This is a genomic window from Streptomyces sp. HPF1205 (assembly GCF_020400825.1).
Classification (GTDB): domain Bacteria; phylum Actinomycetota; class Actinomycetes; order Streptomycetales; family Streptomycetaceae; genus Actinacidiphila.
Window position 1 is genome coordinate 13,739 of record NZ_JAINVH010000036.1, and the last position, 13,200, is coordinate 26,938.

Here is a 13,200-nt window from a genome sequence, read left to right on the forward strand (position 1 = left end):
GGCAAGGCCTTGGCCGGGACCGCGGCGGCGCCCGCGGCCTCAGGCGCCGCGCAGGGCAGGCAGGTCGTCCTCACACACGCCGGCGACGCGCAGCGCCGCGTCCGCCGCCGCGGCGGCGAACGCACCGGCCGAAGGCTGAGCGGCGGCCGGGGCCGGCGCGCGATGGGCCAGGATGAGGCCCTCGATCAGGGCGAACAGCAGGTCGGCGCGCAGCGCGAGTCCGGCCGGGGGCAGCGCCCGGCAGGGAGCAGTGCCGGACAGGAGCGACGCGTACGCGGACTTCAAGGCGGCGCGCGCCTCGTGGAAAGCGGCGAAACGGGGGGCCGCGACCTCGGGGAGCAGATAGAGGCCGCCGAGGTTGTACGGGCCCGCGCACAGCAGCTCCGCGTCGGAACGGCACAGTTCCCACAGCCGTACCTCCGCCGGCCGGGCGGTGTCGGCCAGGAGCCGCCGGGCCAGCCGCAGGGAGGGGGTGACCGTGCCCTCGAGGAGTGCGGCAAGCAGGTCCTCCTTGCCGCCGACGTAGTGGTACATCGACGCCTGCCGCATTCCCGCCCGCTCGGCCAGCGCCCGGGTGGTGGTCGCGGTGTATCCGCGGGTGGTGAACAACTCGGCGGCCGCCGCCAGCAGTTCCTCGCGGGGGCTCAGCCCGCTGTCCGGCCGCGGCTGCGCCCGCGGCCGCCCCACCCGTTTCCCGTTCCCGCTCACCGGCTGATCGTCGCACAGCTGCGCCGGGCCCCGGACCGGCGCCCCGCCGCCCGAGGCGCGGGCGCGGCACCCTCGACGGCGGGAGGACCGCCCCTCGGCCCGCGGTGAGCATCCGGTAACACCCCCGCAACTGCCGGGCAACGGGCCCGAATCCGCGTCCCCCTAATTTCTGTCGAGCGACAGAAACAGGAACGCGCGGCCGACCGAGACTTACGAGCCGGAGGTGCACCACCGTGGCGACCCGCCAGAACCGCAACCGCCCGCTTGCCACCGCTGACGGTGCCCGCGAGCACGCCCGCGCCCAGGAGGGGACCCGCGCGGACGCGATGCCTCGGGTGCCCCCGCCCGAGGGCCTGACCTGGGCCGAGACCGTGGCGAGCGGCGGCTACACGCACAAGACGCTGGCCCGCGGCACCGAGCTGCGACTGGCCGACCCGACCGGCGACGCCTGCGCCCACCTCCTGCTCTTCGCGGCCGGCCGGCCGTGGGAGCGGCTGAACACCGCCGACACCGTCAAGGTGCAGTGGCAGGCGTACCTCGGCGCCGGACACCTCCTGCTGTCCGACCAGGGCCAGGTCCTGGCCTCCCTGATCGCCGACACCAGCGGCCGCCACGACACCTTGTGCGGCACGTCCACCGCGGCGCGCAACACCGCGCGCTACGGGGACGGCTCGCCGCACGGTCCTTCACCCGCGGGCCGCGAGCTGTTCAAGCTGGCCGCGGCCAAGAACGGCCTGGGCCCGCGGGACCTGCCCCCCTCGCTATCGTTCTTCCAGGGCGTGCGGGTGGACCCCGACGGGGCGCTGGAGTTCACCGGCTCCGCCGGGCCCGGAACCGCGGTCACCCTGCGCGCCGAGCAGCCGCTGACCGTCCTGCTGGCGAACGTCCCGCACCCGCTCGACCCGCGCCCCGCCTACACGTGCGGCCCGCTGGAGGTCCGGGCCCGGCCGGGCGCGCCCACGGCACCGGGCGACCCGCTGTGGAACGCCAGCCCGGAAGGCCGCCGTGCCTTCGAGAACACCGCAGAGCACCTGACCGCGAGGGGGGCCGCATGACAAGCACGAGCACGACACCGCAGGCCGCGGGGGCGCCGGCGGCGGACCCGGCGGCACCGCCGCTCCCAGCGGCCGGCACCACGCAACCGGTGGTCACCGACGTCCCGGCCCGCGCCCCGTGGTCGGCGGTCGTCCCGGCCGGCGCCCTGCTGACCATCACCGACCTGCACGGCAACCAGGCGGTGGACTTCCTGGTGTACGACGCCCACGACACCGCCGTCCGCTACAGCGCGCCCGACACGGTCCAGGCGCAGGGCGGTGTCTTCCTGACCACGGGCAGCGTGCTGCTGTCGAGCGAGCACACCCCGCTGATGACGGTCGTCGCCGACACCTGCGGCCGGCACGACACGATCGGCGGCGCGTGCTCCAAGGAGTCCAACACCCTGCGCTACGGCCACCACACCTGGTCCCAGCACGCGTGCGCCGACAATTTCCTCGCCGAGGGCAGCCGTTACGGACTGGGCAAGCGCGACCTGGTGAGCAACGTCAACTGGTTCATGAACGTCCCCGTCGAGGACGACGGCACCCTCGGCATCGTGGACGGCATCTCCGCGCCCGGCCTGGAAGTGACCCTGCGTGCCGAGACCGACGTCCTCGTCCTGGTCTCCAACTGCCCTCAGATCAACAACCCCTGCAACGGCTTCGACCCGACGCCGGTACGGATGACGGTCACCGCGCCGACCGGGCGGGCCGGCACGGCCGCCACTCCCGCCGGGAGGGCCGGCGCATGACCTTCGACACGCTGCTGGTCGCCAACCGCGGCGAGATCGCGGTCCGCGTCATCCGAACCGCCAAAGCCATGGGGCTGCGCACGGTGGCCGTCTTCTCCGATCCCGACCGCGGCGCCCCGCACGTCGCCCTCGCCGACGCGGCGGTACGGTTGGGACCCGCGCCCGCCAAGGCCAGTTACCTCGACGTGGAGGCCGTGCTCGCGGCGGCCCGCGAGACGGGCGCGGGCGCGGTCCACCCCGGCTACGGGTTCCTGTCCGAGGACGCCGGCTTCGCCCGCCGCTGCGAGGCCGCGGGCCTGGTCTTCGTCGGCCCCACCCCCCACCAGCTGGAATTGTTCGGCGCCAAGCACACCGCGCGGGCCGCGGCCGAGGCCGCCGGAGTGCCCCTGCTGCCGGGCACCGGACTGCTCCCGGACTCCGCCGCCGCCCTGGAGGCGGCCGAGGCGCTCGGCTATCCGGTGATGCTCAAGGCGACCGGCGGCGGTGGCGGCATCGGGATGCGGGCCTGCCACTCGCCCGCCGAACTCGCCGGCGCCTGGGCGTCGGTGGAGCGGGTGGCCGCCGCCAGCTTCTCATCGGCCGGCGCGTTCCTTGAGCGGCTGGTGGAACGCGCCCGCCACGTCGAGGTCCAGGTCTTCGGCGACGGCCGCGGCCGGGTGCTGACCCTCGGCGACCGCGACTGCTCGCTCCAGCGCCGCCACCAGAAGGTCGTGGAGGAGGCGCCGGCTCCCGCCCTGCCCGGCGCCGTACGGCGCCGCCTGGCGGACAGCGCACGGGCCCTGTGCGCGTCGGTCGGCTACCGTTCGGCCGGCACGGTGGAGTTCGTGTACGACGCGGCGCGCGGCGAGGCGTACTTCCTGGAGGTCAACACCCGGCTCCAGGTGGAGCACCCGGTGACCGAGCAGACCCACGGCATCGACCTGGTGGAAGGGATGCTGCGGCTGGCCCGCGGCGAGACGGACCCCTTTGTGTCCGGCACCCTCCCCGGGACCGGCGCCGCCTCCGGCCCCGGTGCGGCCGTGCCCGCGGCCGGGCCGGCGACGCCGGCCGGGCACGCCGTGGAGGCCCGCATCTACGCGGAGGACCCCAGCCGCGGACACCGCCCGAGCTCCGGTGTCCTCACCCGGGTCGCCTTCCCGCCCGGCGTACGGGTGGACACCTGGGTGGAGACCGGCACCGAGGTCACCACGGCCTACGATCCGCTGCTCGCCAAGGTGATCGCGCACGGCGTCGACCGGGCCGAGGCGCTGACCAGACTCGGCGAGGCGCTGGCCGCCACACGGATCGACGGCATCGAGACCAACCTCGGACTGCTACGGGCCGCCGTCGCCGAACCGGCGCTGCTGGCCGCGACCCACCACACCGCCACCCTCGACGGCATCGGCGACCCCTCCCGCCGGATCGAGGTGGTCCGTCCCGGCACCCTGACCACCGTGCAGGACTGGCCCGGGCGTACCGGCCTGTGGCACGTCGGCGTCCCGCCGTGCGGCCCGATGGACGACCTGTCGTTCCGGCTCGGCAACCGGGCGCTGGGCAATGACGAGGGCGCCGCCGGTCTGGAGTGCACACTGCAGGGGCCCGCGCTGCGCTTCAGCCACCCCACCACCGTGTGCGTGACGGGCGCCCCCGCCCCGGTCGCCGTGGACGGGCGGGCGGTGCCCCAATGGCAGCCGCTGACCGTGCCGGCCGGGGCGGTCCTCGACGTGGGGACGCCGCGGGACGCGGGACTGCGCACGTACGTCCTGCTCGCCGGCGGCCTCGACGTCCCCGCCTACCTGGGCAGTGCCGCCACCTTCACCCTGGGCCGGTTCGGCGGGCACGGCGGCCGGGCGCTGCTCGCGGGCGACGTACTGCACGGCGGCGAGCGGGCGGCGGAACCCGGCGCGCCGGTCCCGCCCGCCCGGCGACCGGCGATCGCCACCGAGTGGGCCGTCGAGGTGGTCGAAGGACCGCACGCCGCGCCGGAGTTCTTCACCGAGGAGGACATGCGCGACTTCTACGCGGCCTCGTGGAGCGTCCACTTCAACTCGGCCCGTACCGGCGTGCGGCTCGTCGGCCCCAAGCCGCGCTGGGCCCGCGCCGACGGCGGTGAGGCCGGTCTGCACCCGTCCAACATCCACGACACCCCGTACGCGGTCGGCGCCGTGGACTTCACCGGTGACATGCCGGTCCTGCTCGGCCCGGACGGTCCTTCGCTGGGCGGTTTCGTCTGCCCGGCCACGGTCGTGCGCCGCGAGCGCTGGAAGCTCGGCCAGTTCCGGCCCGGCGACACCGTGCGCTTCGTGCCCGTGTCCGCCGACGGCGGGGCCCGGGCCGGCCGGCGGCCGGCCGTGGTGGACGGGGGTGTCCTCGCCCGCGCCCGCAAGACCGCGAGCCGCCCGGCCGTGACGTACCGGCGCAGCGGCGACGACAACATCCTCGTCGAGTACGGGCCCATGCAGCTCGACCTCGCCCTTCGCATGCGGGTACACGCCCTGGCCGAGCACCTGGCGGCCCGCCGGCTGCCGGGCGTGGTGGACCTCACCCCGGGGATACGATCCCTGCAGGTGCACGTCGACCCCGACGTGCTGCCGCCGGAGAAGCTGCTGTCCCTGGTCCAGGAGGCCGAGGACCTGCTGCCCGCCACCGACGAACTGGTCGTGCCCAGCAGGACCGTGCACCTGCCGCTGTCCTGGGACGACCCGGCCACCCGCGAGGCCATCGCCCGCTACATGGCCGGGGTACGCGACGACGCGCCCTGGTGCCCGTGGAACATCGAGTTCATCCGCCGCGTCAACGGCCTCGACTCGGTGCACGACGTGTACCGCACCGTCTTCGACGCCGAGTACCTTGTCCTGGGCCTGGGCGACGTGTATCTCGGCGCTCCCGTGGCCACCCCCCTCGACCCGCGGCACCGCCTGGTCACCACCAAGTACAACCCGGCGCGGACCTGGACCGCGGAGAACTCGGTCGGCATCGGCGGCGCCTACCTGTGCGTCTACGGGATGGAGGGGCCGGGCGGCTACCAGTTCGTGGGCCGCACCGTCCAGGTGTGGTCCCGCCGTCCTTCTCCCCGCCCCTGGCTGCTGCGCTTCTTCGACCGCATCAAGTGGTATCCGGTGTCCGCCGAGGAACTCCTGGACCTGCGGGCCGACATGGCGGCCGGCCGCCTGCGGCCGCGCGTGGAGGAGGGCCGCTTCTCGTACGCGGAGCACCGTCGCTTCCTCGCGGCCAACGCGGAGTCGATCGCGGCCTTCCGCGCCCGCCAGTCCGCCGCGTTCGCCGCCGAACGCGCCGCGTGGGCCGCCTCCGGCGAGTTCGACCGGGCCGACGCCGAACCCCCGCCCCCCGGCGGGCCCGCCGCCGCCGCACTACCGCCGGGCGCCTGCGCAGTGGAGGCCGAGTTCGCGGCGAGCGTCTGGCAGGTCGCCGTCCGCCCCGGCGACACGGTCGCCGCAGGGCAGCCGCTGCTCACGTTGGAAGCGATGAAGATGGAGTCCACGGTCGTGTCCCCGGCGCGCGGCCGCGTCACCGGTGTCCTGACCCCGCCGGGCACGCAGGTCACCCCGGGCACGGTCATGGTCGTCATCGAGCCGGGCCGATGAGCACCGCGCCGACGGGAGCCGCCCGGGCGGCCGAGGACGGGACGGGAGACCCGCACCCCATGGCAAGCGCACAGGCCCGGGTGGCCGCGGCCTACGACCGGCTGGCCCGGGAGGCGGGCACCGACAGCCCCGGAGGGGAGGCCGTCCGCACGGTGTGGATCGCCCTGCGGCCGCGCGAGGACGTGGCGGCCGAGGCCCGGCGGATCGACGAGCGGGCCGCCGCGGGCGAACCCCTGCCGCTGGCGGGCAGGCTCCTCGCGGTCAAGGGCAACATCGACGTCGCCGGCCTGCCCACGACGGCGGGCTGCCCCTCGTACGCCTACCAGCCGGAAGCCGACGCCCCGGTGGTGGCCGCGCTGCGTGCCGCGGGCGCGATCGTGCTGGGCGTGACGAACATGGACCAGTTCGCGACCGGGCTGGTGGGCACCCGCAGCCCCTACGGGGCCCCGCGCAGCATGCTGGACGGGCGGCGGGTCAGCGGCGGCTCGAGTTCCGGCTCCGCGGTGGCGGTCGCCCGGGGCTGGGTGGACCTGGCGCTGGGCACCGACACGGCCGGTTCGGGCCGCGTGCCCGCCGCGTTCAACGGGATCGTCGGGCTCAAGCCGACCCGGGGCCTGCTGCCGACCCGCGGGGTGGTGCCGGCCTGCGCGAGCCTGGACTGCGTGAGCCTGTTCGCACGTACGCTGCCCGAGGCGCGGCAGGCGTTCGCGCTGCTGGCCGCGCCCGTGCCGCCCCCGCGCCCACCCGGCCCGTGGCGCGTGGCCGTGGCGGTGCCCGACCGGCTCGGCGACCTCGACCCGGGATGGGCGCGGGCGTACCGGGCGGCGGCGGACCGGCTGGCCGGACACGGTGTGGCGCTGCGCACCATCGACCTGGGCCCCTTCGTCGAGGCCGCGGCGCTGCTGTACGAGGGGGCGTTCGTGGCCGAGCGCTACACGGCGGTCGGTGCCTTCGTCGACGGCCACAGCGGGGCGCCCGACCTCGATCCGACGGTCGCGGCGATCATCACGGCGGGCCGGGACGTGCCCGCGTACCGCCTGTTCGCCGACCGGGAGCGGCTCGCACGGCTGCGCGCCCGTACAGAGGCCGAGCTCGGGGACTGCGACGCCCTGCTCCTGCCGACCACGCCCGGTCACCCGACGCCGGCCGAGGTCGCCGCCGACCCCGTCGGCGCCAACTCCCGGCTGGGCCGGTTCACCAATTCCACCAACCTACTGGACATGTGCGCCGTGGCGGTCCCGGGCGCCGGCGGCCCGGCCGGCTTCGGCGTGATGCTGCTCGGCCCTGCCCGCACCGACGAGCGACTCACGGAGATCGCCGCCCTGCTCGAAGGGCCGCGGCGGCTGGCCGTGGTGGGGGCGCACCTCAGCGGGCAGCCGCTCAACTGCGAACTGCTGTCGCTCGGCGCCCGGCTGCAGGTCACCACCCGCACCGCCCCCGCGTACCGCCTGCACGTCCTGGACACCGTGCCGCCCAAGCCCGGCCTGGTCCGGGTACGCGAGGGCGGCGCGGCGGTGGAGGCGGAGGTGTGGGAGCTGCCGGACCGGGCACTGGGCATCCTCACCGCCGCCCTGCCCCGCCCGATGACCCTGGGCCGCGTCGAACTGGCCGACGGCACCACCGCCACGGGCTTCCTGTGCGAACCCGAGGCCCTTGAAGGAACCCGCGACATCACCGGTTTCGGCGGCTGGCGCGCCTATCTGGCCGCCGGGGGCGCGGCCCCGCCGGTGCCGGAGGAGGGGCGGCCGCGAAGGTAGGAACTGGCGTGCCCGCTCCGCCAAGGAGCGCACACGGCCGTCGGCCACGGAACGGCGACGGGGTGCGCTGAAGCCGGCTGATGTCCGGCCGCGTCACGATGTTGTCGGAGTTCACTTCGAGCCGAGGAGCCAACCGGACCTCGGCCCGGAGGGGTAACTCCGTCTGGTGGGTGAGGTACAGACTCGTCAACGTCCGCTGCAGCGCCACTCGCTGCCTCTGCTGCGGGGACTGCTGCCGCTCCACCCGCGTAGCGGGTTTCTTTCGCTTCATGGCGCTCCTCTCACATAGGTTCCGCCAAGGACGTACGGCCCCGGGCACTGCCTTCCGGATTGGCGTCTTCCGCCCGACCGGTGGTACTTCGCCCGCTGCTCTCGTCGGTGTGTGCGGGGCCCCGCCCCGGCAGCGCCCCAAGCTCAGCCGCGCTGGATGAGGCGGTGGCCGGCCGTGGAGGCCGCCGCCGAGCGACGCCGGGCTCGAAGAACCGGCGATCCGCAACTCGCCACGAGGCGGGGAAGTCCTCAGGGGAAGTCCTCACCGGCAGCCGGGCACACCGGTGACCGGACCGTCACCAGGTCGGCGTCAAAACGCGGCCGACTGGTCATCAAGGCTCACCGGCTGCCACCCCGCCGCCCTCCGTCGCAGCCCCCCCGTCCGGACGTCGTCGTGAGCGTCGCGGGCGTCATGGCGAGGGCTTGCGTGCGAACACCCACCGGTTTCCCTCCAGCGCGTCGTTGGGTTCGGGGAGGGGGCCGCGCCCGTGCCGGCGGGTGAATTCGAAGGGGGTGTGCATCGTGGTGGCCCAGCCCTTGGCCGTCAGGTCGCCCGCGGAGTCGGGTCGTGGCCCCTTGTCGAAGAGGTGGAGCAGGTCGATGCCGATCTGCTCGCGTGTCGCCGTGTAGGTCGGGCTGTCGCGGTACGCCTGCAGGTCCTTTTCCAGCTTGGCCTCGAAGGCCAGAGCGCTGCCTGGGGTGGTGAGCCTGTCGATCGTGTCGATGAGGTGCGTCTCCGCGGGGCCCGGCAGGTAGAAGAGGAGTCCCTCGGCCAGCCAGACGCTCGGGGCGGCCGGGTCGAAGCCGGTGGCGGTCAGCGCGCCGGCCCAGTCGCCGCGCAGGTCGGCCGGTACGGGGACGCGCTTGACCTTCGGGTCGGCCGGCAGGCCCGTGAGCACCCGTTGCTTGAAGGCCAGCACGCCCGCCCTGTCGATCTCGAAGACAACGCAGTCGGACGGCAGATCGAGCCGGTAGGCGCGGGTGTCCAGCCCCGCTCCCAGCAGGACGACTTGGCGGGCGCCGTCGTCGACCGACCGGAGGAGGAAGTCGTCGAGCACCCTCGTCCGCAGGCCGAAGTAGCGGGCGAACCGCCCCCACAGCGGGTTGTCGTCCCCGTCCGGAACGTGCTCGATGCGCACCGGCCAGCGCGCGCAGGCAGGGGACGCGCGCACGAAGTGTTCCGCGTAGACGTCCTGGGCCAGGCTGTCGTGGCGGTGGGTCTCGACAGCCCGGGCCGCGGCGACCAGGAGGGCGGTCAGTCCCACACCTGCGTCCACGCCTTCCGCATCTGTGTGCTGGGGCCTCGTGCCTGCCATGCTTCCTCCGTCGGGGTAAGGGGGATGCCTGATGCTCGCGCGTCGGATGGGGGGAGTCCTCGATGCCGCGTGCGCCGCTCATCGGCCGGTTCTCCTCGGCAGCAGGACGGGTTTGACCACGCGGCCCGCGTCGCAGTCGCGTTCGGCCTCGTTGACGGCGGCCAGCGGGTAGGTGCGGATCAGCTGGTCGAAGGGGAAGCGTCCGGCCTGCCACAGCTGGATCAGCCGGGGTATCAGCACTGCGGGTACGGCGTCCCCTTCGCAGATGTGGCGGATGCTGCGGCCCCGGTCGAGCGTGCCCGGTTCGAGCGGCAGCGGGGTGTGGAGTCGTGCCACCAGGCCGAGGCTGCCGGTGGGGCGCAGGGCTTGGAGCGCCTTGTTGATGAGCTGGGGCGAGGCCGTGGTGTCCAGCGCGTACTGGGCGCCGCCGCCGGTCAGTCGCCGGATACGTCCGGGCAGGTCGGGTGGGGAGGCGGGCAGGGGGGTCGCGCCGAACCGCTCGGCCGTGGCGAGCCGTTCGGGATGCCGGTCGACGGCCACGGTGACGACGCCCGCGGCGGTGGCCGCCATCACCGCGGTCAGGCCCACCGCTCCCGCCCCGAGGACCACCAGGGTGTCACCGGGGGCCGCGCCGAAGGTGTTCAGCACGGCTCCGGCTCCGGTGAGGGCACCGCAGCCGAGGGGCCCGAGCAGTTCGAGCGGTAGGGACGGGTCGACCCGCACGGCGTTGCGGGCAGGGACGAGGGCGTACTCGGCGAACGAGGACTGCCCGAACCACCGGGGTGCCAGCGCTCCGCCGGCCGCGTCGGTCAGGCGCGCCGGTTCCTCCTTACGCCCTCCGAAGAGGTTGAGGGAGGCGAAGGAGTCGCAGTAGGCGGGGGCCGCGCCGCGGCAGTTGCGGCAGTGCCCGCAGGAGTCGAAGCTCAGCACGACGTGGTCACCGACGCCGACAGCGGTGTCCGGGCCGCCGCCCGTCCGCACCACGACCCCGGCGCCCTCATGGCCGAGGACGGCCGGCAGGGGGCTGCGGCCGGCGGATCGCCTGACCGCGAGATCGGTCCGGCACATTCCGGTGCCCGCGATCTCGACCAGGATCTCGCCGACGGCGGGCTCTGTCCGCAGGACCACCTCCTCGACGGTGAACGGCTCCTCGTACGAGCGCAGTACGGCTGCCCGGAACCTCATCGTCGTTCCTCCTGCGGGCGGTGGACGACGAACGGCCGGAGGTTGCCGTACAGCCCCCACGGTCCGCCCGCGACGCCGACACCGCTGTTCTTGACGCCGGCGAAGGGCTGGGCGAGGGACAGTTCGGCGTGGTGGTTGATCCAGGCCGTGCCGCATTCGAGCCGGTCGGCCACCGCCTCGGCCCGGTCGAGGTCGGTGCCCCATACGGAGCCGCCCAGTCCGAATCCGGTGCCGTTGGCCGCGTCGACGGCCTCGTCGAGGCTCCGGTACGGCAGCACGGGCAGGACCGGTCCGAACTGCTCCTCGGTCACCACCGGGCTGTCGGGCGGGACATCGGTGAGGATCGTGGGGGCGAAGAAGTAGCCCGGACCGTCCAGCCGCCGGCCGCCGGACGCTGCCCGGGCGCCGGCCGCCAGGGCCTGCTTCGTGACCTGCTCGACCCGTGCCAGCTGCGGGGCGTTGTTGACCGGGCCCAGCCGGGTGTGCGGGTCGAGGCCCGCCCCGACGGCGACGGCCTTCGCACGCTGGGCGAGGGCTTCCACGACCTCGGCGTGGAGCCCGGCCGGGGCGTAGACGCGTTTGACCGCCATGCAGACCTGTCCGCAGTTGCGGAACGCCGCCCAGAACAGGCGGTCGGCGATCCCGTCCACCTCCACGTCGTCCAGCAGTACGGCGGCGTCGTTGCCACCCAGTTCCAGGGTCACCCGGGCCAGCGAGGCCGCGGCCGCCGCGGCAACAGCCCGCCCGGTCGGCGCCGAACCGGTGAAGGTGACGTGGCGGATGCCCGGGTGGGAGGCGAGGCGGGCGCCGAGGGGCTCGCGGCCGGTGACGACGGTCAGGACGTTTTCGGGCAGGACGGTGGCAAGGACGGAACCGAGCAGTCGCGTGGCGAGGGGGGTGTACGGGGACGGCTTGAGGACCATGGTGTTGCCCGCCGCGAGCGCGGGCGCGAATTTCGCCGCCGCGAGTTGGAGGGGGAAGTTCCACGGCACGATGGCGGCGACGGGCCCGAGGGGTCGCCAGCGGATCTCGCTGTCCACGGGCCGGCCGTCGGCGATCCGGCGGGTTCTGGGAGCCAGGTCCGCGAAGTAGCGCAGGCGGGCCGCCGTACGGGCGACCTCGGCGTACGACTCGGTCAGGGGCTTGCCCTGTTCCCGGGTGAGCAACCGGGCAAGGTCATCACCGGCCGCCTCCACTGCGTCGGCCGCCGCGCGCAACGCGGTGGTGCGTGCGACGGGGTCGGTCCGCCAACCGTGCCAGGCCCGGTGGGCCCGGTCTACCACGGCGTCCAACTCGTCCGGCTGCTGATCGGGCGCCTCGTCGAAAGCTTCCCCGGTGGCCGGGTCGATGACGGCGAAAGGTACGGCCCGGTATCCGGGGACACGATCGGCCTCAGAGGTCGGCATGTCGGTGGTCAGTGCGCGGAGGGGACGCCGACGGTCTGCTCCCGGGCGTGCCGGTCCATCTCCGCCCGGAAGGCGGCCACCAGATGCGGCTGGATCCTTCCGGTATTGCGGTCACCGCCCTCACAGACCGCTCCCCGCACGCCCACGATGTCCGTACCGATGCGGGTCAGCGGCCCGAGGTCGGCTTGCGTGACGCTGCCCGCCAGGGCCGCGAGCAGACCGGAGGCGTGGGCCAGCCGGACGAACTCGGCACAGGCGTCGGGCGAAACGTGGTCGAACAACCGCGTCCCGTCCTTGACGGCGGTGTCGAGCATGGCCGCGTCGGCGCCGGAGCGGGCGGCGATGTCGGGCACGGCGAGCGGATTGACGCAGCCGATCCGGTGCGCGTCGGCATAGCCGGAGGCAACGACGAGCGCGTCCGGGCGGTGGTCCTTCACCGCCCGGACGACCGCGCGCATGACCTCGATGCCCTGATCGGGCGTCGTGCATCCATAAAGGCCGACCTTGATGTACGTGGCCCCCGACACGACCGCGCCGAGCGCGGCCTGGGCCACCGTGCCGGGCTTGTACGGGACGTCCCCCACGGTCGCGGACACCGGCTTGTCCGCCGGGACCGCGTCGCGGATCTCCCTGATGACCCAGGGAAAGTTCGCGCCGAGAGAGCCCTCATCAGGCTTCTTGACGTCGACGATGTCGAGATGCTCCGCCGCCTTCGCACAATCGAGAGCCTCCTCGACACCGTCCGGCGAGATGAGAAGCAACACCCTGACCTCCTTCTCCGCAAGCCCACCCGGCCGAGGGACAGGGGACCGCGGATCACCTGGCTCATGTGCGGTGCATCCATCATTTCTGTCACCCTCGGGAACCGACAGGGCGCACAGAGTATTCAAGAGGTGCTCGTGCCCCACGTACAGTGCGCCGTGCATATCAAGTCAAACTCTGATACAAGCAATTATTCATCCAGTAAGGGAACAATTCAGTGCATTACCGATTTCGGCGTCTGGAGGTTTGGATCTACGTCCGACACCCGGCACACGCGAGGCAACAGGGACAAACTCGCCGCGGCCGGTGGCGACGAGCGCCACGCCGCGCATCGGCTCGATCTCCACCGCGTAGCCGCTGGGGCACCTCCCGGACCGCTACACCCGCCGTAGGGACGGGGACGAGTCGCCAATGCCGAAAAGGAGG

At 74.0% G+C, this 13,200-nt stretch carries 9 protein-coding genes; 4 read left to right on the plus strand and 5 right to left on the minus strand.

Annotated elements, in window-relative coordinates; genetic code table 11:
- Nucleotides 1–39: 39 nt before the first annotated feature.
- Entirely contained in the window at nucleotides 40–708 is a 669-nt protein-coding gene (locus K7G61_RS29755) for a TetR/AcrR family transcriptional regulator (RefSeq protein ID WP_225850151.1), read from the minus strand.
- Nucleotides 709–941: 233 nt separating this feature from the next.
- Here K7G61_RS29755 and K7G61_RS29760 point away from each other — a divergent pair, with 233 nt between their 5' ends.
- From K7G61_RS29760 to atzF, 4 genes are read left to right on the plus strand one after another with little or no spacing between them, the layout of a single operon-like run.
- The gene (locus tag K7G61_RS29760; protein WP_374204289.1) at nucleotides 942–1,763 is read left to right on the plus strand and encodes an urea amidolyase associated protein UAAP1; all 822 of its coding nucleotides are present in this window, start codon (nucleotides 942–944) and stop codon (nucleotides 1,761–1,763) included.
- Nucleotides 1,760–2,494 carry an urea amidolyase associated protein UAAP2 gene (locus tag K7G61_RS29765; RefSeq protein ID WP_263985027.1) on the plus strand — a complete coding sequence of 245 codons (735 nt, stop codon included), beginning with the start codon at nucleotides 1,760–1,762 and terminating at the stop codon, nucleotides 2,492–2,494. The genes K7G61_RS29760 and K7G61_RS29765 overlap by 4 nt, the downstream gene beginning before the upstream one ends.
- Nucleotides 2,491–6,078: an urea carboxylase gene (uca, locus tag K7G61_RS29770; protein WP_225850152.1), complete on the plus strand. Its 3,588-nt coding sequence runs from the start codon at nucleotides 2,491–2,493 to the stop codon at nucleotides 6,076–6,078. The genes K7G61_RS29765 and uca overlap by 4 nt, the downstream gene beginning before the upstream one ends.
- A 59-nt stretch (nucleotides 6,079–6,137) precedes the next feature.
- A complete protein-coding gene (atzF, locus tag K7G61_RS29775) occupies nucleotides 6,138–7,835 on the plus strand; it encodes an allophanate hydrolase (RefSeq protein ID WP_225850153.1) in 1,698 nt (565 codons plus the stop codon).
- Between the two features lie 680 nt (nucleotides 7,836–8,515).
- Here the strand turns inward: atzF and K7G61_RS29780 are convergent.
- From K7G61_RS29780 to K7G61_RS29795, 4 genes are all read right to left on the minus strand, one after another.
- Nucleotides 8,516–9,421 (minus strand): SAM-dependent methyltransferase, encoded by a 906-nt coding sequence (locus tag K7G61_RS29780; protein ID WP_225850154.1) that lies wholly within the window; start codon nucleotides 9,419–9,421, stop codon nucleotides 8,516–8,518.
- Between the two features lie 78 nt (nucleotides 9,422–9,499).
- Nucleotides 9,500–10,606: an NAD(P)-dependent alcohol dehydrogenase gene (locus K7G61_RS29785; RefSeq protein ID WP_225850155.1), complete on the minus strand. Its 1,107-nt coding sequence runs from the start codon at nucleotides 10,604–10,606 to the stop codon at nucleotides 9,500–9,502.
- The gene (locus K7G61_RS29790; protein ID WP_225850156.1) at nucleotides 10,603–12,012 is read right to left on the minus strand and encodes an aldehyde dehydrogenase family protein; all 1,410 of its coding nucleotides are present in this window, start codon (nucleotides 12,010–12,012) and stop codon (nucleotides 10,603–10,605) included. The genes K7G61_RS29785 and K7G61_RS29790 overlap by 4 nt, the downstream gene beginning before the upstream one ends.
- Nucleotides 12,013–12,020: 8 nt before the next feature.
- A complete protein-coding gene (locus K7G61_RS29795) occupies nucleotides 12,021–12,776 on the minus strand; it encodes a (5-formylfuran-3-yl)methyl phosphate synthase (protein ID WP_225850157.1) in 756 nt (251 codons plus the stop codon).
- Nucleotides 12,777–13,200: the final 424 nt, after the last annotated feature.

What these genes read in the sequence shown, in the direction of transcription:
- K7G61_RS29765 (WP_263985027.1), top strand. Translation starts at nt 1,760, where the DNA reads ATGACAAGCACGAGCACGACACCGCAGGCCGCGGGGGCGCCGGCGGCG.
- uca (WP_225850152.1), top strand. Translation starts at nt 2,491, where the DNA reads ATGACCTTCGACACGCTGCTGGTCGCCAACCGCGGCGAGATCGCGGTC.
- atzF (WP_225850153.1), top strand. Translation starts at nt 6,138, where the DNA reads ATGGCAAGCGCACAGGCCCGGGTGGCCGCGGCCTACGACCGGCTGGCC.
- K7G61_RS29780 (WP_225850154.1), bottom strand. Translation starts at nt 9,421, where the DNA reads ATGGCAGGCACGAGGCCCCAGCACACAGATGCGGAAGGCGTGGACGCA.
- K7G61_RS29785 (WP_225850155.1), bottom strand. Translation starts at nt 10,606, where the DNA reads ATGAGGTTCCGGGCAGCCGTACTGCGCTCGTACGAGGAGCCGTTCACC.
- K7G61_RS29790 (WP_225850156.1), bottom strand. Translation starts at nt 12,012, where the DNA reads ATGCCGACCTCTGAGGCCGATCGTGTCCCCGGATACCGGGCCGTACCT.